Source organism: Mycobacterium sp. NGS16 (genome assembly GCF_059813225.1).
In genome coordinates this window covers 353,897-372,413 of sequence record NZ_JCALEE010000004.1, presented here as the reverse complement: position 1 = coordinate 372,413, position 18,517 = coordinate 353,897, and the positions used below count along the sequence as shown (strand labels likewise).

Genomic DNA, 18,517 nt, shown 5'->3' with positions numbered 1-18,517 from the left:
ACAAATGCTCGGGCAAGCGGGCATGGTGCGATGACTGCTGCTGAGATACTCGATTTCGTCCGCAGGCGGATGCGACAGTCGTCCTACTACCAACCACTTGTGATCCGTGCACTCATAACTGCCGGCGGCAGTCTTTCGCAGGAGGAGCTCGCGAAGGAGCTTCTCCTCGAAGACCGGTTTGCGGTCGAGAAGGCAGTCCGGACGTTAATGCGTTGGCCGAAAAGCACTTTGGAGAAGCATGGAATTATTGCGTACGATCGAAAGAGTCGCACATTCCAGTTACTCGTTGACCTCGAGGACAGTACGGTTCGGGAACAGATCGTTACTGAGTGTGATTTGGCGATCCGCGGCTGGCAGCAAAAGGAATCACCCAGGGCAGTATCACGATTCTTCAGCGTGATCGAAGCGGCTGGCGGACGCTGCCAGGCGTGCGGTGTGCCCGGTTCCGTACGACCGATCGATGTCGATCACATCGTGCCCCGTAGTCACTCGGTCAAAGGGTTCGTGACGCTGAGGGACGGCTGTCGTGTTCCGGTCGACGACCTGCGCAACCTTCAGGCCCTGTGCTCCCGATGCAATCGGGGAAAGCGTGACGCTTCGACATTCGACTTTCGCCCGACCCGTGAGCGGCTCGCCGAGACCATTCGGGACGTGCTAGAACACGGCGCCAATCTCGGCTATGAGCCATCTGAGCTGATGGCCATGGTGACAATAGAGGCCACGGACTCCGACGCGGTTCAGCCAGAGAGCAGCTGACGGCGGTCCGCGCGAAGGTCCAAGAGTTGCCGGTGCGCGTCGCAGCGATCAACTCATTTGGTGGAGCGCTGCAACAATCGGCCTTCTCAGACCCCCTAGGTATGTGAGAGCAGCTACCGCTGAGGCTCACCGCACGACAACGCCAGCAATCTGGCTTGGGTGTCGGAGGTCGGCGGTAGAATGGCTCTCACCCGACAACTAAATACCAACAACTCCGTAGCGACCGCGTCCCACCGAATGGGGGCCGTAGTCAGGACAGGAATACAGCATGTTTAGTTCACAGGCGCAGTCTGCCTACCTCACCCTCCAGTCCATGGCCATGTCGGCCAAGGACAACTACACCCTCAATCGGGCCGAGCGTGCTCTCGATGAGATCCTCCGGAATCCCGGGAACGCCAAACCTGCAGGTCACCAGGTCCGCAGCGCGTGGGCAAACGCCGGAAAGGTGCTCGATAACCGGCGCCGGATCGTGCCCCAGCTGTCCCTCGATACACCCGGTCTCCAGGTCGCCGAGGCTGATGGAGCCTATGACACCGTCGACATTCTCGACTGGCTGGACCACGCGGCGGTGTCCGCGTCGGATCGGAATGTTCTGCGCAGTCTTGCCGGTGGTGCCGATGCCGAAGCGCTCGCCGACGATGCGGGGGTGCCGGTGCAGCGGCTCCGTGAGCGCATCTCACGCGCCCGACGTGTCGGGTACGCCGACTACCAGTCGTCGGTGGTGGCCGCATGACCGCCCTGCATCTCTCCATGCGCCCGTTGCGGCTGGTGCCATGGATGGTTCGAGCCGTGATTCCGGCTGGCCATATTGGAACGTACGCACTCCGTCGCGGCGGTGGCGTTACCTACATCGGGCGCAGTGACGACCTTCGACGACGGTTGATCGTCCACGCGGCGTCAGATCGGGCCGACTTTTTCACCTATGACCTGCACAGGACATCTGTGCAGGCTTACGAAGTGGAGAGCGCGCTGTTTCACATCCTGGCAGGGGAGGTCACCAACCAGATCCACCCTGCGGCGCCCGCGCACTCCGGCGCAATCTGTCCGTTCTGTCGAGTTGTCGCAGTCGCTGCGCTCTCGGAACGAATCAACTTCCGAAATTACCCAAGCCATGCGGCGTAACAGGCGACACCGTGCCTCGCTCCTTAAGAAAGGAAGATCAAAATGACTGACAACCCAGTTTTCATCGTACCCGATAGTTCAGGGAAGACACCACGAGGTGCCGCCAACACGTCAGACGGTACACACGCTGACATCATTCAGATCGACACTGCGCTGGAGTCCATGCGCGACTCAGGATTCGATTTGACGGCGGCAGCTGGTGAGCCCATTGATAACAGCATCGAGGCGGATGCGTCGTTGATCCGGGTGCAGACCGCTTACGGCGAAGGCAAGCGTGCGATTAATGAGATCGCCTTCGCCGATAACGGCATGGGGATTAGCCCCAACATCATGGCGCGCTCGCTTTCGATGGGGTTTAGCTCTCGGTACGGGCAACGCGCCGGGCTCGGTCGGTTCGGCGTCGGCATGAAGCTGGCCGGCCTAAGCCTTGGCCGACGCATCGATGTCTTTACAAAGCGGCGCGACAGCGAGGATATCTGGCACGCCTACATAGACCTGAACGAGATCAGGGACGGGAAGCAGACCCACATTGAGTCACGGGTTGTGACCGCATGGCCTGAGGACCATGCCCAGCTAATGGCGGGATCCGATGGCCAGCCCTTCGAGTCCGGGACGTTGGTCGTGTTCGGCAAGATCGATCGCCTGACGAGCGGAGGACACTACGGCACCGCACTCGACGAGAAGCTGAGCGAGCTGCGGACCTTCATTGCCCGTACGTACCGCTTCTTTCTCGATAAGGGACTGCACATCGAATTAGACGGGAAGCCGGTCACGCTGCTCGACCCGCTGTTCCGTCTGGACAATCCGCGGATCATCAAGCGGTACAAGCCGGCTGATGTTCGAGGCGTCGTCATTGACGAAGGCGAGATCGAGATCGCAAACAAGCAGAGCATCTACGTCACAGTGACCCTTGCGCCTCCAGAGTTTCGTCACCGTTCTGGTGATGGCGGTAATACCGACCACCTCGGCCGTGACATCAGGGAGTTTCAGATCGCTGAGAGCGCTGGAAAGATCAGCATGGTTCGCAATGGCCGCGAGATCAATTACGACATCGTGCCCCGTCTGTTGCCGGCTGGCATCGACAAAGTTGATCGTTACATCGGTATCGAAGTGAAGTTCCCTGCTGAGCTGGACGAGTTCTTCCAGGTGCGAAACGTCAAGCGCGGCGCTGTCCCGGTAAGGAAGCTCCGAGAGGAACTCAGGGGATGGCTGGAGCGGCCGGTTCGGCAGGCACGGCGCGAAATCCGCGAGCACTGGGGTGAGGTGGAGACGAGGGAGCGTGCGAACACCGACTCGTACGAAAAGGTCACCGACGCCGTGGCGCATGTCGAGAAAACCAGCCCCCGCGGTCAAGCCGGAAGGGATGTCAGCGATGAGGAGACGACCAGAATCATCGATGAGATTCTCGAGGATCTCAAAGTTGCCGGCTCGGAGGATCAAGAATCCATCGATAGTGTCCGAAAGCGTCTCGACGAGAAGCCGATCAACCTGGTCGATGCGCAATGGCCGGGTTCGGACTTATTTAGGATTCGCCATCTCAACGGTCGTGCCATCGTGGAGATCAACCATCGACATCCAGTATGGCGAGATGTATTCGACCCCCTCAAGAAGGTTGCAGATGACGGTGGTGCCGGGAGCACCGAGCAGGAGTTGGTCGCGCTGATCCGTAAAGCGAGCGCGGCGATCGAGGTGCTGGTGCTTGCGTATGCGAAAGCCGAGAACCTCCACGTGGATCCAGATACGCAATTCGAACAACTGCGCACGTACTGGGGCACATTTGCGAAGGCATATCTGGGCGAGGTGATCAAGAAAGACTAGGCAAATCTATTGGACACATTCCCGTTGGCCGAGTTAATGACTCAGCCAACGGGGATGTTCCGAATGGGGGCGGTTTAGCCCCAAGACACTCCGCCGAGCAGCTCCTGGACTGGAAGTGGCTTTGCTCCACCGCTTTCGGCCAAGATATCGGTCACGAGGTCGATAACGACGAGGTCGACCGGCTGGTGGCGGACGTTAATCTGCTCCTGGATGTATTCGAGACCGCCATTGGCGAACTCCTCGAAGATCTTGATCCGTTCCTCCAGTCGCGAGCCGTCCATGATCTCCGGGTCGTCCGAGACAACGTTCGCGGCGATCATGTTGATGAGCGCCTCGCTGAAGCCCGGATCGGTCAGCACCCCGTATCGAATCGGATCGCCGGAGCTGGCGGTGAACGGAACGCGGCGCTGCTGGTGAAATCCGACCGCGGCCGCAAACAAGAGAATGTCGCGGTAGGTCGGAAACTTGGCCTCATTCTGCATCTCCTGGATCAGCACCTCGTGCTGTTGCGGCCGACGAACCCGGACCTCGCCCTGCGCGGCTGTCACTTGATCTCCTTCAGTTCGGAGTGGTCGGAATCGTCGGATCGTATGTAGGGATACGACGAACCTTCAAGCTCGATGTCCTCGGCGATACCGCCTGTCGCGGTGGTGTGGGCCTCGATGACGCCGAGATGGCTTACATAAGGAAGCAACTCCGTGACCACCTTGCCGAGTCCTTGGCTCTTGCTCACGAGAACCACCAACTGTGGCGCCATCTGCGCGAGCGCTCGCGACACCGCTTCCTGGTAGTCCTGATCAAGTGAGCCAAATGCCGCGTCCATGACGATCGGGAAGGTGCCTGCATCGACCGCAGCTTCGCCTTCAGCCCGTCCGCCTTTGCGGATTTCACGCGCCAGCTTGGAAACTGCGGCCACAAAACTGAGACTCAGAATTTGGTTCTCGCCAGTCGATTTCGGAACAGGCAGTTCCACACCATTGACGTTCTGATGCAGCGTCAGCTCGAAACCCTCGTTGAGGGTCGGGACATACGGCTTGAAGGTGATGCCCTTGAACACCTCCTTAACCTCGGCGTCGAGTCGCTGTCGCATGTCTTCCTCGCGGAAGGCAAGAATCTCCTCCAGCGCCTTCTTCACTGCAAGGACCATCTCTGATCGCGAACGGGCCTTTTGGGCCAGCTCGTCAGTTACCTCCGCCCGCGAACGCTCTCGCGATTTCTGATCGATCTCTTTCTCAATGGATTCAAGCTCTGCAAGCAACGATCCCTTACGCTGATTCTTGACTGCGATGCGGCCGTCCAGATCGATTCGTTTTGCTTCCAGCTGCTGTACGTCCTCCAGTCGGCTGTCTTTGAGCTTGAGGTCTAGCTCCGACTTACGCGCCTCAAGGCGCGAAACTCGTTCTCGCTCAGTCTGAATCCGATCAAGCAAGCTGCTCAGCGTATCCCGAAGGCTCACTCGGGCGTCCGCCAGCGGATCAATCTGGCCGCTGAGGCGCTGCCACGCGGTCTCTACCGCCTGCAGCCCTGCACGTTGGCGCCATTCCTTGACGTGGTCCCATGGAGCGCTATGTTCTGTCAGCGGTGTCCCACAGATGCACGCCCCTTCTTCGAGCAACTGGTCAACGAACTCGCGCTTTAGCGGCGCCGGCAACGCTCCCTTTTGGTACAGGTTGTCGGCCATCGCCTTCGTCTTCTCACCTAGCTCCTCGGTAAACGCCAAGAATCCTTTAGTCCCGATTAGCAACGAGCGCTCGGTACGTGCCGCGGTGTGGGCCGTACGCGCCTCATTCAGTTCGGTTGAGACCGCGTCGCGTTCGGCTTGGATGGGCGCGGCTTCATTGTGTTGCCGCAGGAGTTCCAAGGTTGCGTCGCGCTCCTCGGTCAGGCTGGCGATGTCGCCCTCGATCAGCTTGAGATCGTCCTTCGCTTTGGTCTGCCGGTCCGTGAGTGAATCGATTGCATCCTGTATCGCACTTGCTGTTTCGCCACCATGTTTCTTGAGTTCGTCGGTGAGCTTGCGATTCACTTTTGGCAGGTGGGTGATGGCCCGCTCGACCTGCTCCAAGTCGAGCAGTACCTTGATGTCCTTCTGCACTTCGGCGTAGGCGCCCTTCTTCACCAGGTTCTCGATCCGCTCACCGTTGAAGAAGAAGAACCGGCTGACGCCGACGGGCAGGATCGTGTGGATCTTCTCCTGCGGGACCTCGACCACTTCGGATGATCCATCCGCTCTGGTCGTCCAGAGTTGCAAGGTGGGGGACAACGGGCCTTGGTCGTCAGACTCCTTACGAAGGTGCGCGCTCCTACGCAGGCGGTAGTCCTGACCTTCGTGGTCGAACCGGATCTCCACGGCGACCTCAACTGAATCGCCGATGGGGAGCGCTCGCCAGACGCTGTCAGTGATCATTCGGTGTTGCTGCTCAACGTCTTCGGACATGTTGCCGTACAGGCCCCATGTGAAGGCGTTGAGGAGTGTCGTCTTGCCGGCGCCGTTGGCACCGAAGACCAGCGTCACCGGCTTGATGGCATCCGATGTGAGGTCGAGGGTCTGTGTTCCCTTGAACTGCCGGAAGTTCGTCAGCGTGATGGAATGCAGCTTCACGGAATTATCTCCTTCACGGCCGCGAGTAAATCCTCGGTTGCGTCGTACGCCGTGATATGAAGTTTCGCGCGCTCAATCTCCAACACCCGCTTCAACAGTGCTAGCTGCTCCGGCGTCAGCTCCTCCAGCACCTGCCGCTCTGTCCGCTTATCCGTCACACCGTTTCCTTCATCGTTGGGTCCTGCCCGTTGGTTATTCGTCTACTACATATCCATGAGTTGATAGGGCTCCTTAAGGGGACGCAAGGCCCGTAAAGTCGTTTCATAGTTTTCCGACAGCTTCCCAAATTCGTTGGCCCTCTCTAATTCTCGTATGAGAAGAGCCCGCTCTACGGTGAAATTGACCGGAGCTCCCGCCGGAGGAACAACCAAATAATCGAGGATCTCGGCGCGTTCCTTCCCAGGTGCGCGGCGAAGCAGACGGCCGCGCCGTTGGATGAACTGGCGTGGATTACTGCTACTGGCAAGGAGATAACCCACTCGGGCGTCGGGTATATCTACTCCCTCGTCCAGGCAGCGCATCGCGATCAATGTGCGAAGGTCGCTGCCGCTGCCGAATCGTCGTAGCAGAACCTTGCGTTCGCCGCGCGGCGTCTCCGAAACATAGGTATGTCCCGACAGACGAAGTTCGTTGCCCACCAGGTGCATAACCTCGTCGACCTGTCTCGGTCCTGGCGGCTCTCCAGGCTCAGTCGGCCGCCGCCCTTCGGCGCAGTAGATGAGTTGGAACCACTCATCGCGCCGCGCATCCAAATCGGCTCGCAGTGCGGCGATTTTGCCTTCGGCATGTCCGAGGACCCCGGCCCGCTGACGGAGCAAGAAGCCGAGTGGCGAGTTCGGGTCCGAATCCTTCAGGTTGTCGCCGGAGGCGATGCGCTTGGCAATCTGAGCCGAAAGGTCCACATAGAGATTGGTCTCGGCGGCATTGAGCTCTATCAGACGAGGAACGTAGAGGTAACGCGTCAGCGCACCCATCTCGATTGCCTCGCCGAGACCGAGTTCGAAGCACACTAGTCCGAAGTAATCAGTGAGGGCATCGGTCCCTTCATCGTCGAACCACCGCTCGGGTGTCGCTGAGAGTCCGAGACGGTAGGTTGCGTTCTGCGGCAGGGCCGAACGGTATGTTGCGGAACCGAGGTTATGTGCTTCGTCAGCGATGACTAGCAGTGGTTGTGTAATCCGCGACAGGATCGATTGGAAGCGCTGACCGGAGAAGGAGTCGTTCGTTGCGATCATCGCTACGACGGGGCGTTGACCCATGCGCGCTGCTGCCAGTTGCTCTTCGACGATCGGGAGCCACTTCTCACTCGATTCGTACACGGCGATCGGTCGTACACCGAAGTCTTCGACTTCGGTAATCCATTGGTCAACCAGATGCGTCAGCGGCGCCAGAACTAAGAGGATCAGCGGCTCTTCGCGCTCACGCAGCAGATCGCCAAGCTTAGTGGCGGCTATCAGGGAGGTCTTGGTCTTACCGGTGCCGGTCGCCATCTTGAGGATGCCGCGACCTTGCTGTCCAAGCCATGCCATGACCGCCTTCCGTTGGTAATCACGGACCTCAAGGTTCGACGGGATGCTCAGTCGCGTGGGTTCATTCACTTCTGCCGGGTTTGGCGTTAACGCGTTGTCGGTGGCGGGCAATGGGCGCGATGGCCGGTCGCTGCCAAGTTTGATGAGCCGTTCTCGTGCGATATCCGGGAACCGTTCGACGCTGAGATTCGGTGTCTGGTTAGACCAAAGGGATTGGAAATCGGCTTCCAGTCGGAGGGCGCGGGTGCCATCTCCGGACACCCATCCTCGGTAAACCTCGAGCGATTCGAAATTGGCCATCAGGCCGCCATAGGTCTCGTTGCTACTGCCGGTGAACCCGACCAGGTCACCGAGCCCGTCCCTGAAGACGCCGATTTTCTCGTGGTAGATGCCGACCCGGCCCTCTTGCTCGACGAACGCGAGTTTGATGTCGAGGCGTCCGTCGGCAATGAGTCGCCCCAGCAGACCAAGTCCGTCGAGAACCGTGTCCGGCTGATCCTCGTCGTCCAATTCGCGCAGGGTCGCTCGTTCTAGTACTGCGCGAACGTCGTAGCCACGCTCGATATCAACGATGTCATCTTCGTTGAGATGAGGAGACGCGATGAGCCGCATCGATCCGCCGCGTTCAGCAAAGATCTCGATGCCGCGTGCGTACAGCGCAAGGCTGGTGGAGGTGAAGTAGCCGACCGCCCTGCTGTAGCTCGTTGCAACGGTGAACGCTGGGACGAAGAAGTTGCGGACCACGTCTTCTCGGTCGCTCCGATACCGGTCGTTCAGAGTTAGGGAGCGGAGTCCTCGTGGTGTATCGGTCACAAAAGATCCAGAATCTCGTCTACGTCGGCGTTATGGGTACGTCCCGCGGACGAATGGCCCGTCTCAAGCTGCTCTCGAACCGCTAGGAGCAGGTCGGCAATGTCATCGTCGCCGCGCGCACGGTAGTCCCCGATGATGCTGGACACTGGAGAATTCTCGGGCAGCTCGATTGCAGACGCCAGAGCGACGCGTGCTTCGGCGGAATCGGCGGTCGGGCGCGCTCCGATAAGAGTTAGGGCGTCCGTGAGCGGTTCGTCGACGATGTCACGCGCCTGCTCAAAGCTAAAGCTGTGGTCGTCATGAATGACAAGGAACGCCTCGGTGCCGGCTGCAACGTCCTCGTTCATGAGAAACCGACGAATCGTGCCGAACTGCGGCTGGATGCCGGTCCAGGCGATCGACTGCGGTCCGAGCGGAGAGTCTAGTTGTTTCGTCTGTCCCTCATTGAGGTCGAGAATCGTCGTAATCGCCATCGGCGCAACGGAACCGCTGCCGCGGAGGTGGTCGGTGGTTATGCGAACGCGGTATGCCCATGCGTCGGGACGCCGGAATAGTCGCCGCGTCTGCCGCGGAGATTTGCGGGCGGTCCGCTCGCCGCCCAACTGAACGATTCCATCCTTCGTCGTAAATGGTGCCGCGGCCGAATACGCGATGACGCTACTAGCGCTCACGCTATACCGGCCAGTGATGTACTCGACGACGTCTTCCAGGTGTGCCCGTCCGCCGCCACGGGCCACGAGTTCACGGATCATCGAACGAATTCCCGTGTATGCCTCCAGGCCCCATTCCTTCAGAGCCCAGCGGTCACGGTCAACGCGATCGAAACGGTCGTCGGCGCCAAGTGAGTTTCCCAGCGAACGCGCGCTTCGATCGAAGACGAATCGGTCGACAATCTCCTGGGAACTCAGCGGCGAGCCCTCCAAGAACAGAACGGCCGCTGCATAGTCGCCAACTGACGACGTCCTTGTCAGCACGTACTCCCCGCTTATGACGAAGCCGCAGTGAGTCAGCCACGCCGCGGTGATGGCAGCCTTCCTGTCGGGTTGCCCTGACTCAACCAGTTCCAACTCGTCGAGCCGGATTACGCCGTACTGATTCGCTCGCTCTGCAAGTTGAGTACGCGTGAACTCTGTTGCCGCGCTCATCGTAGGTACGACACACCAGCCGTCTTCGATTTCGTAGGCGTCATCGAGTCGGTCGAGCACTCGCCAGGCAGGTTGACCGACGCGTTCGACTGTCTTGCCGAGCGCCGGAATCATCTCTAAGAGATCGTCGAGTGGACGAATGGTTCCGATGAGGTCGCGCGCGCTCTGCGCGGCCATCGCCAGCGGGCCTTCCTCCGAGATCACTGTCATCATCGTGCCGCGAGCTTTGCCCTCGATCTGGCGAATCCGCTCGCGGGTGACGTCATATTTCTGCCCAAGCTGGTCAAGGGTCGGAGGATCGTCTGCGAAAAGACGCGCCCCAAGAACCTCCGTCGCCCGTGGATCGAGCACGCTCAGGGCGTCGTCGAACAGGGCTGCGATGTCGCGTTCGATCTCTTGCTCGGTGAGAATGTCGCTGACGCACAGCGCCTTGACGCGCTGCTGTGCTTTGACGACCTCATCGGGAGTGCCGCGCCCAACGTTTCCGCCGAACAATGGTTGGTCAACAGACCCGATGGTGCTGTACCAAGTGGCAATACTTGTGAGGTCCTCGACCAGTGACCCGACCCAGCCAGGTGGATCCAACCCGATGACCGCCGATTCTTCGGCGTGCCGTGGCAAAGGAGCAAAGGCTCTGATTGTCGGTGTCGCTGTGGACGTCGATACGTCCGCCAGAGTTTGCAATATGGCGTCGGCGGTGCCGGCTCCCATCTGATACCAGTCGAGCATCTCGTCGAGGGTCGTCGCCTGAAGACGACCTGGTTTCGAACGCCCGTACTTCCCCAGCACGTTGCGCGCCCGCACCGGCAGGTCGAGCCCAGTTATCTCAACATCAGTCGGCAAACCCGGAAAAATCTCACCGATGGTCCAACGCGTCAGCCGCTCCATTGCCAGGGTTGAGATGGTGGAGAGCCGTGACCGCCGTGTACTTGGGTCCGCGCTCTCGATCGGTTCATTCCACCAATCGACGGCACCGATGCCTGAGGCTCCTTCGAGCCATGGGAAAGCATCGGCCCAGGTCCGCGGGCATACTTCGTCGGACGTCAAATCACTGGTCATCGCGCTGCTCAGGCCCCCTTCAAGTGCTGCGTCACCTTGTATAGCAGCGCACGACGACAAAGCGGGCGAAGCTTTGGTGAATGCGGAGACATCTGTGCGTCGAGGGCTCAAATCTCGTTGCCGATTGTCCGAACTGTCGCCATGAGCTGTCGTCGTCGAGCCCCGTTGCAACTTTCGCCAATCTCGCACCCCCTTTAGGGGTACCGGGCAAATTAGCTCGGTTGTCGGTCGCGTCTCACCGCATGGGAGCCGCATCCAGAGAAGGGATCACTAGGTGTCTGACATTGACCTCGCACGCTCGCACGTTGAGCGCTGTCTCCAGGATCTGTGGGATAAGCCCGACGTCTGCCCCGACAGCGACGGTGACTACCCGTACAAGTCCGGCAGCGCCAGCTGCTGGATTGGCATCGATCCCGGCGACCCTCCGCTCGTACGCGCGACGGCATGCGCCGCCGTGGAGGTTAAGAAGTCGGGGAAGCTACTCACCGAGCTGAACGAACTGAACGCTCGGTGTCGGACTACGCGCGTCTACTGGTATGGCGGATCGGTCATGGTTGAGCAGTCGATGCTTGCACACACCGTCGATCGTCGGTCTCTCGCACAGGCGGGTCAGTCGGTCGCAGCCGTTGCCAACGACATCGGCCCGATGATCGCCACCGTGTTCGGCGGCCACACGCCAGTGGTAACGCCAGAAGAGCCTCCGGACTAAGAATCCGGCGAATCTCCAAGGGGGAAGGCCTGAGGATTATCGAGCTGCAAATTCAGAAACATTTGCCTCCAGCGCGAAAATTGGGGTTAAACCCCATCAAAGCCAGCTCTGTTGACGTTGTAATGTTTGCAATATGACTTCGGCCATTGGGCCGTTAAAATAGAATATACATGAGAGAGGAGTGCAATGGAAACTGGTAATCGAGCAAAGCTGACATCTTACCTGATGCTGGGGGTCATATCTCTCATTCTGTTCTTGTCAGGTGTTCAGCTTGCCAATACGTGGACAAAGGTGCTTACCAGCTTTCCATTGGCAATAACAGTGCTCTTTGCGTGTTTCGATAAGTGGATATGGCGGGCACCTGTTGTGTTATCCGTCGTACGACGGCCCTGGCTCGGAGGAACGTGGCGCGGCGCACTTACCTCATACAGGGTCGATGGGACAAGTGGCGTTAAGATTTCCTCAGAACACCCAGTTGTTCTCACCGTTGAACAGACCTTTACGAGTATCCGGACTGTACTAATGACTGCCGAAAGTAAGTCTCGATCGCTGGCAGCTGAGTTTATTCGCCATGGGAATAATGACTACACGTTGTTATATAGTTATGACAATACGCCAAAAGTTGAATTCCGGGATCGAAGCAACGTCCACCGTGGCACTACTGCGGCTGAGGTTCAGGGACCGGCGCCAACGCGGTTGGAATCTGAGTATTGGACAAATCGCGACACGAAGGGCACCTTTACCCTTCAGCTCGCGACACGCAAGGTTGTCGGATCCTTTGATGAAGGAAACAAGTTGCCGGCGATGACTCCCAAGAAGGGGCGCTGATGGACTGGGAAAGCTGGCTACGGGCTGCCGCACGACGGCCGAGTGATAACGAGACGCAAAAGCGTGACCGTACTGAACAGGAGATTCGCGATGCACTTTCTGAGTACGAGCCTCTGCAAGGGCGCCCGTACCGTATCTATGTGAAAGGGTCCTACGCTAACAACACGAATGTGCGCCTTAACTTCGATGTCGACATCGCTGTCGAATACGCCGGTTATTTCTATTCCGACCTCGCATTCGATCTCAAAGATCAGGATAAATCGGTAGTCCATTTTGTAGATTCAACCGACCCGTACACCCGTGACGAATTTAAACAAGACATCCTCGGTGCGCTTCAACAAGCATTCGGAAAACAAGCCGTGACAGAAGGTAACATCGCTTACCGCGTGCGCGAACGCAAGACGACCTTGCCTGCCGATGTTGTACCGAGTTGGGAGTATCGTCGTTACGATCGGATCGTTAACGGCGTTCCTGAGTTTCACATAGGTTCGCGCGTATATCCGAAGAGTGGGGGATATAAGAATAACTTCCCCGCTCTACAACTCAGCAGTGGAAGACGGAAGACGCAGGCGACGAGCCGTCGCTACAAACGAATGGTTCGGGCCCTGAAGAAGTTGCAGACTAAGCTTGTTAACGAAGGGATTCTCGACGCGGAGCTTCCTTCGTATCTTATAGAGTGTATCGTGTATAACGTACCGAATGATAAGTTCAATCATTCAACATATTTCGATGACATGCGCTCAGTGCTTGCGCATATATTTAACGAGACATTGCCTGCCGGGAACTGGAATGACTGGGAAGAGGTTCATGGCCTACACTACCTGTTCCGCGGGTCGTCATGGACCCGGGAAGAAGTACACCGTTTAGCAGATAAAGCATGGGATCACCTTGGATTCGACGACTGAATGATCCTATTCTTTGGCTGATTTGTACAGTAAGGTTATGCCAAGACTTACTACACCCACCTACCTATTCCGCCACTATCAACTTAAAGCCATCTGGGCCGAGGAGCAGCCGGAATCAGATGCCCGCACGCTGGCGAAGGTCTTTCTGCAGATGGCCACGCAAGACATAGAGGAAGCGCGGGAGAACCGGCTAGCCGCCTAAGTTGGGCGGCCATGGCTGTCACGTAGCCGAACGCCGGCTTTTCTAAGTGCGGTGCCGATGGTCGTGGGACTGACACCGAACCGCTCACCGATAGTTGCAAGGGATCGGCCCTCGCGGTAGTCCTGGGCCGCTTGGGCAATGAGTTTGGGTGTCAGTATGTGGCTGGATCGGAGCTCAACACCGCCACGACGGAGATGCCCAGTGATGGTGTGGCGGTCGGTGCCGAATTGCTTGGCCAGCTTGTACGTCGACAAGCCCATGCGATAGAGCTCCACGACTTGGTCCAGTTCAGCGGGGGTCAGGCGACGGGTCATGCGGTATTGGCGTCTGACCTGCGGTGATGCTGGACGAACCGTGCTTAACGCTGTATTATTAGAGAGGCTAGGTAATTTGACAAATGGCGTGTTTTGTTTTGAAAACGCTTGACGAAGGACCACAGAGTTTGAACAGGTCAGGCCTGTTTGGGGACCGTGTAGGACGGTCCGAGGAACCGGTGTACCGCAGCCTCTTCGGTTGCGCCGTCCGGCAGTGGCCAATGCCAGAGCGCCAGGAACACCCGGATCAGCCACTGAGCGGCCAGCGGATCGGGATTGTCGGCGCCGACCATCTCCGTGGCGAAGCGGGCGATGACCGGAGAGTCGGTCAGCCAGGCCGTGCCGGGCGGGCCGGTCATCGAGCGCATGATCTGCGCGAGCGGGTCCGCGCGCATGCGCTGTAAGGCCACCGTGGTGGCGGTGACGATGCGTTCAGCACCCGTTAGCCCCGCGATGGCTTCGCGCACCGAGTCGAGAATGCGTTCTGCTTGCCGGCTCAGCACGGCATCACGGATCGCCGCCTTGCCTCCGGCATGGCGGTAAATGGTCGCCGGTGAACAGTGAACGGCGGCAGCCAGGGCATCGATGGTGAGAGCGTCGTAGCCCTGACGTGACATCAGGTCAGCGGCTGCTGCGTAAATCCGTTCAGCGCCCTCGCTGTGCCGGTCCCGGCCGATCAGCCAGTCGTTTGCCGCCACCGACCGCCCGCCTTTCTTGTGGCGAAATCAACTGAAGTCGTTTTATCACAGTGAGAATAATTTGAGGCTTTCTCTCACCGGCGCTGCTGGTCAACACCGTGGGCTGAGAACGTCCACACCCCTCGGTACTTGACCCGCCTTGCAAGTTCGGCGCACACCGTTGACGCAGCTCACCGGCCAAGTAGAGCCTTGGGTCATGCGTGCTGTGGTAAACCCGACCGACTTCTTCGGCAGCGCCGCAATCCAAGACCCCTACCCGTTGTACGACGCGATGCGCCGCCGCGGCGGGGTGAATCGGATCGGCGAGTCGGTGTTCTATGCGGTGTGCGGCTGGGACGCCGTGGTGGAGGCCGTCAACCGCGTCGAGGACTTCTCGTCGAACCTGACCGCGACCATGGTTTACCACGACGACGGGACCGTGACGCCGTTCGAGATCGGCACGCTCGGTGGGCCGATGCAAGTGCTGGCCACCGCAGACGACCCGCTGCACGCGCAGCACCGGAAGTTGCTGCTGCCGCATCTTTCCGCGAAGCGGGTGCGGGTGATCGAGGAGTTCGCCGAGGCTACCGTGAAGCGGCTCTGGTCCGAGGCCACCGCTGACGGGCGCATCGAATGGATGAGCGCCATGGCCAACCGACTGCCCATGATGGTCGTCGCCCACTTGCTCGGGCTCCCCGGCGACGACGTCGACGAGTTGATCCGGCTGGGATATGCGACCACCACCCTGCTCGACGGAATCATCAGCGAAGACCAGCTCACCGCCGCCGGCATCGCGGCCATGGAGCTGTCCGCCTACGTTCTCGAGCACTTCGAAAAGGCCACCGAAAACCCCCGGCCGGGCCTGATCGGCGATCTTGCCGCGCGCACCAGATCCGGTGAGTTGGAACAGCTCCCGGCGCTGGCCATCATGGTCACCCTGTTCAGCGCAGCCGGTGAGTCCACCGCCTCGTTGCTCGGTAGCGCCGCATGGATTCTGGCCGAGCGCCCCGACGTGCAAGAGCAACTCCGAACCCGCCCCGAGCTGCTGGGTGCGTTCATCGAGGAGACCCTGCGCTGTGAGTCGCCGTTTCGCGGCCACTATCGCCACGTGGTCAACGACACCATCCTGGCCGGCGTTGAGTTGCCCGCTGGTTCGCGCCTGCTGTTGGTCTGGGGCGCGGCCAATCGTGATCCCGAGCACTTCGAGACCCCCGAGGAGTTCCGGCTCGACCGCAGCGCCGGGCGGGGCCATGTGGCCTTCGGCAAGGGCGCGCACTTCTGCGTCGGCACCCCGCTGGCCCGCCTGGAGGCTCAGATCGTCCTTCGAACGCTGCTCGAGCAGACCACCTGGATCGACGCGGCCGAGGTCGGCCCGTGGCTGCCCAGCATCTTGGTGCGCCGACTCGAACGGCTGGAGCTCAACCTCCGCTGACGCCGCCGCCTCACGGGTGGGCGACGAGATACGTCTGATGGTCCAGCCCGGCCGTCAGTTCCGGCACGGCAAAAGGTCGGTCCAGGCGCGAATTTTCGTCGGTAGGCTGCCTCCGTGGCAGATACCGTTCCGCCCGGCATGTCCGACTACGAGCGCACGGCCTGGGATGCGCTGGTCGATGCGGCCACCAGGGCTGAGCGATCCGGCCGGTTCGAAAGCCTGAGCCAGGGCATCAGGCAACGCGCACAACAGGTGGCCGCCCAAGCCCGGTCCACCGTCGAACAACTCCCGGGTGCAACCGCCGCCCTCGGCAAGGTTGACGCGCTCACCGCCAAGGCCATGGCGGCCCTGCACACCGTGCTGGTGGAGCGAGGACTCAATTCGGTCAAGCCGGCCAACGTATTTGCGATGTTCGCCGATGAAGGCGTCGCGGTCCAGACCTACGACGAGGTCAAAGATCTCGACCTGAAACACTGCGACCGTTCGCTCCCGCGGCGCAAGGAACGCTACATCGCGTTGGCGGTGGCCGAAGGCGCGGCGTCATCGTTTGCAGTCACCGGTTCGGTGGTATCGAGCGCGGTCACCGGCGGCACGAGCGTGACGGTCGCAGCGTCGGCCGTCGTGGCTGACGTGACCGCGGTGTTGGTCGGCATGGGCCGCATCGTGGCGTTGGTTGCGGCGCATTACGGCTACGACGTCCGCAAGCCAGACGAGCAGGCGTTCGCCTCCGGCGTCATCGCCTACTCCGCCGCCGGCAACTCTGCGGAGCAGGCCGCCGCGTTGGCTTCGCTGTCGCGCTTGACACAGCAGATGATGCATCAAACGTCGTGGCGCCATCTCCAGCCGCAGCAAGCCGACATCGTGATCCAGCAGATCTCGGTGGCGTTGGGATTCCGGATGGCCAAACACAAGCTGGCGCAGGCGGTTCCGGTCTTAGGTGCGGTCGTTAACGGCGGACTCAACGCCCGTATCGCGCATCGGACGTTCGAGCGGGCCCAACTGGCCTACCGGTTGCGGTTCCTCACCGAAAAGCACGACCTGGACGCCAGTCACTGGGCGCCGGTGGTGGATTCGGAGGACATCATCGACATCCCCTTGGTCGACGAGGTGCTGGAGGCCTCAGCGCGTGGACTGCAGCCCGGCGATGAAGATCTCCAGTAGCCGTAGCACCGTCGCTTCGAAGTCGGTGACTATCGGCTGGACCGCGTCCGGGTTCGTCCAGGCCCACGCGGTGCCGGTGAAGGCGTGCACGGCCGCCGTCAGCGCACCGAGCTGGCCGTCGGAAAGCGGAAGCGATGGCCGCAGCACGGCGCCGAGGCGCCGCTGCGCGTCGTTGGCCTGAGACACCAGGAGCTGCATCTCGTCGGCGCAGAGCCGGCTGATGAGCGCGGGCGACGCCGCAATGAGGTCGCATAGCACCGGGCGCGCCGCGAGCGTGCGGGCCAGGGCTGCCGCCGGGGCGGTGCCGGAGAGTTCCTCGGTCAGCGACTCGATCCAAGCCACGTGTTCGGCGTACATCGCCCGCAGCAACAGCGCCTCGCGCGAACCGGCGTAGCGCAGGACGCCCGACTTGGCCAGGCCGGCCGCCGCTGCCACATCGCCCAAGGTCAGTGCCGCCACCGGGATGCGTGTCAGCAGCTCACGCGTGGCGGTGATCAGCTGCGCCAGCCGGTCCTGGCGCTGCGCCTCGCTACGGGCGCGGGCGAATGGCAAAGCAGGGGGCGTTACCGACATCCGTCGATAATAGAACGGCGTTCTGTTACGTTGCCAGCCATGGCCCACCGATACGAATGCGTCATCCGCCGCCGCAGCGCGGCATCACCGCAGGCCCTGTTCGAAATCGTCGCCGATGGATCCCGATGGTCGCAGTGGGCGGCGCCGCTGATCCCTTACTCGAAATGGGAGCGTCTGAGCCCGGCCGGCGATGGCGGCGTGGGCGCCATCCGGGCGGTGGGACGGCGCAAACGGCCGACCCGCGAGATGGTCACCATCCACGAACCGGGCCACCGGCACGGCTACACCATGCTCACCGACGGCCCCATCCACGACTATCAGGCGGAGGTGTCATTCGCCGGGGATGCCGACGGGACGCGGGTTACCTGGCGCGGACGCTACGAGACCCGTTGGCGCGCAGTGGGTGGAGCTTACTGGCTGGTCCTGCGGCTGGTGCTCGGAACGCTGACGCGCAAGCTCGTCGCCGCGGCCGAACGCGCGGACCGCTAGACCGACGAATCAGTGCAGGGTGTCAGGGCACAGTTCGTGCTGGGCGATGTCGATCACCGGGCGCAGATTCACCGTGAGGTCATCGACCATGGAGGGCCCGCCGAAGGACGGGCGGCGGACATAAGCGTCGACGACCTGGTCGACGGTGGCGCCGCTACGCAACTGGTTGCAGAACCGGTGTCCGGCCGACAGGCGTGCGTTGGGCGGACCGGACCGGAAGACCCCGTTGGCGTCGAGGGCCGCGAGATAGCTGGCGTCGTCGGCGTAGGCCGGTGCGCTGCCGAGCAAGGCGATGGCGGCGCTCCCGACGAACACGGCCGCAACCAGAATCCGATTCATACCGGCGATGCTAGGCGAAACGACGTTGACTCTGCGTCCATGGC

18 protein-coding genes are annotated in these 18,517 nt (G+C 60.7%); 10 read left to right on the top strand and 8 right to left on the bottom strand.

Annotated elements, in window-relative coordinates; translation table 11 throughout:
- Positions 1 to 30 precede the first annotated feature (30 nt).
- From AC5Y4Q_RS13500 to AC5Y4Q_RS13485, 4 genes are all read left to right on the top strand, one after another.
- Complete coding sequence (locus AC5Y4Q_RS13500) at positions 31 to 756, top strand: HNH endonuclease (protein WP_125225133.1); 726 nt, start codon at positions 31 to 33, stop codon at positions 754 to 756.
- Positions 757 to 1,069: 313 nt separating this feature from the next.
- Positions 1,070 to 1,489, top strand: coding sequence for a hypothetical protein (locus tag AC5Y4Q_RS13495; protein WP_125225132.1), 420 nt, complete (start codon positions 1,070 to 1,072; stop codon positions 1,487 to 1,489).
- Positions 1,486 to 1,878 (top strand): GIY-YIG nuclease family protein, encoded by a 393-nt coding sequence (locus AC5Y4Q_RS13490; protein ID WP_065143371.1) that lies wholly within the window; start codon positions 1,486 to 1,488, stop codon positions 1,876 to 1,878. Before AC5Y4Q_RS13495 ends, AC5Y4Q_RS13490 begins: the two co-directional genes overlap by 4 nt.
- Before the next feature lie 42 nt (positions 1,879 to 1,920).
- The gene (locus tag AC5Y4Q_RS13485) at positions 1,921 to 3,696 is read left to right on the top strand and encodes an ATP-binding protein (protein ID WP_125225131.1); all 1,776 of its coding nucleotides are present in this window, start codon (positions 1,921 to 1,923) and stop codon (positions 3,694 to 3,696) included.
- A 74-nt stretch (positions 3,697 to 3,770) separates the two neighbouring features.
- On the opposite strand, the gene AC5Y4Q_RS13480 is transcribed toward AC5Y4Q_RS13485, so the two are convergent.
- From AC5Y4Q_RS13480 to AC5Y4Q_RS13460, 5 genes are all read right to left on the bottom strand, one after another.
- Positions 3,771 to 4,244, bottom strand: a complete 474-nt coding sequence (locus AC5Y4Q_RS13480; RefSeq protein WP_125225130.1) for a DNA phosphorothioation-associated protein 4 — start codon at positions 4,242 to 4,244, stop codon at positions 3,771 to 3,773.
- Positions 4,241 to 6,298 (bottom strand): AAA family ATPase, encoded by a 2,058-nt coding sequence (locus AC5Y4Q_RS13475; RefSeq protein WP_125225129.1) that lies wholly within the window; start codon positions 6,296 to 6,298, stop codon positions 4,241 to 4,243. Before AC5Y4Q_RS13475 ends, AC5Y4Q_RS13480 begins: the two co-directional genes overlap by 4 nt.
- Complete coding sequence (locus AC5Y4Q_RS13470; protein WP_155769398.1) at positions 6,295 to 6,456, bottom strand: hypothetical protein; 162 nt, start codon at positions 6,454 to 6,456, stop codon at positions 6,295 to 6,297. The genes AC5Y4Q_RS13475 and AC5Y4Q_RS13470 overlap by 4 nt, the downstream gene beginning before the upstream one ends.
- Positions 6,457 to 6,501: 45 nt before the next feature.
- On the bottom strand, positions 6,502 to 8,571 hold the full coding sequence (locus tag AC5Y4Q_RS13465; RefSeq protein ID WP_221740343.1) for a DEAD/DEAH box helicase family protein: 2,070 nt from the start codon (positions 8,569 to 8,571) through the stop codon (positions 6,502 to 6,504).
- 65 nt (positions 8,572 to 8,636) lie between these two features.
- The gene (locus AC5Y4Q_RS13460; RefSeq protein ID WP_185746636.1) at positions 8,637 to 10,844 is read right to left on the bottom strand and encodes a sigma factor-like helix-turn-helix DNA-binding protein; all 2,208 of its coding nucleotides are present in this window, start codon (positions 10,842 to 10,844) and stop codon (positions 8,637 to 8,639) included.
- Positions 10,845 to 11,118: 274 nt separating this feature from the next.
- Between AC5Y4Q_RS13460 and AC5Y4Q_RS13455 the strand changes: the two genes are divergently transcribed.
- The 3 genes from AC5Y4Q_RS13455 (at position 11,119) to AC5Y4Q_RS13445 (ending at position 13,286) form a co-directional block, all read left to right on the top strand.
- Positions 11,119 to 11,553 (top strand): T3SS (YopN, CesT) and YbjN peptide-binding chaperone 1, encoded by a 435-nt coding sequence (locus AC5Y4Q_RS13455; protein WP_065143366.1) that lies wholly within the window; start codon positions 11,119 to 11,121, stop codon positions 11,551 to 11,553.
- A gap of 186 nt (positions 11,554 to 11,739) precedes the next feature.
- Complete coding sequence (locus AC5Y4Q_RS13450; RefSeq protein WP_185746635.1) at positions 11,740 to 12,381, top strand: Cap15 family cyclic dinucleotide receptor domain-containing protein; 642 nt, start codon at positions 11,740 to 11,742, stop codon at positions 12,379 to 12,381.
- Positions 12,381 to 13,286, top strand: a complete 906-nt coding sequence (locus AC5Y4Q_RS13445; RefSeq protein WP_125225126.1) for a nucleotidyltransferase-like protein — start codon at positions 12,381 to 12,383, stop codon at positions 13,284 to 13,286. Before AC5Y4Q_RS13450 ends, AC5Y4Q_RS13445 begins: the two co-directional genes overlap by 1 nt.
- 653 nt (positions 13,287 to 13,939) lie before the next feature.
- Here AC5Y4Q_RS13445 and AC5Y4Q_RS13440 read toward each other — a convergent pair.
- Positions 13,940 to 14,500, bottom strand: coding sequence for a TetR/AcrR family transcriptional regulator (locus AC5Y4Q_RS13440; protein ID WP_125225125.1), 561 nt, complete (start codon positions 14,498 to 14,500; stop codon positions 13,940 to 13,942).
- 196 nt (positions 14,501 to 14,696) lie between these two features.
- On the opposite strand from AC5Y4Q_RS13440, the gene AC5Y4Q_RS13435 reads away from it, so the two are divergent.
- The gene (locus AC5Y4Q_RS13435) at positions 14,697 to 15,911 is read left to right on the top strand and encodes a cytochrome P450 (RefSeq protein ID WP_125225124.1); all 1,215 of its coding nucleotides are present in this window, start codon (positions 14,697 to 14,699) and stop codon (positions 15,909 to 15,911) included.
- Between the two features lie 114 nt (positions 15,912 to 16,025).
- Positions 16,026 to 17,072 (top strand): EcsC family protein, encoded by a 1,047-nt coding sequence (locus AC5Y4Q_RS13430; RefSeq protein WP_125225123.1) that lies wholly within the window; start codon positions 16,026 to 16,028, stop codon positions 17,070 to 17,072.
- On the opposite strand, the gene AC5Y4Q_RS13425 is transcribed toward AC5Y4Q_RS13430, so the two are convergent.
- Positions 17,031 to 17,645, bottom strand: coding sequence for a TetR/AcrR family transcriptional regulator (locus tag AC5Y4Q_RS13425; RefSeq protein WP_125225122.1), 615 nt, complete (start codon positions 17,643 to 17,645; stop codon positions 17,031 to 17,033). The two genes, AC5Y4Q_RS13430 and AC5Y4Q_RS13425, sit on opposite strands and share 42 nt — an antisense overlap.
- 39 nt (positions 17,646 to 17,684) lie before the next feature.
- Here AC5Y4Q_RS13425 and AC5Y4Q_RS13420 point away from each other — a divergent pair, with 39 nt between their 5' ends.
- Positions 17,685 to 18,134: an SRPBCC family protein gene (locus tag AC5Y4Q_RS13420; RefSeq protein WP_125225121.1), complete on the top strand. Its 450-nt coding sequence runs from the start codon at positions 17,685 to 17,687 to the stop codon at positions 18,132 to 18,134.
- Between the two features lie 9 nt (positions 18,135 to 18,143).
- Here AC5Y4Q_RS13420 and AC5Y4Q_RS13415 read toward each other — a convergent pair whose 3' ends face one another.
- Positions 18,144 to 18,473, bottom strand: a complete 330-nt coding sequence (locus tag AC5Y4Q_RS13415; protein ID WP_125225120.1) for a DUF732 domain-containing protein — start codon at positions 18,471 to 18,473, stop codon at positions 18,144 to 18,146.
- Positions 18,474 to 18,517 lie beyond the last annotated feature (44 nt).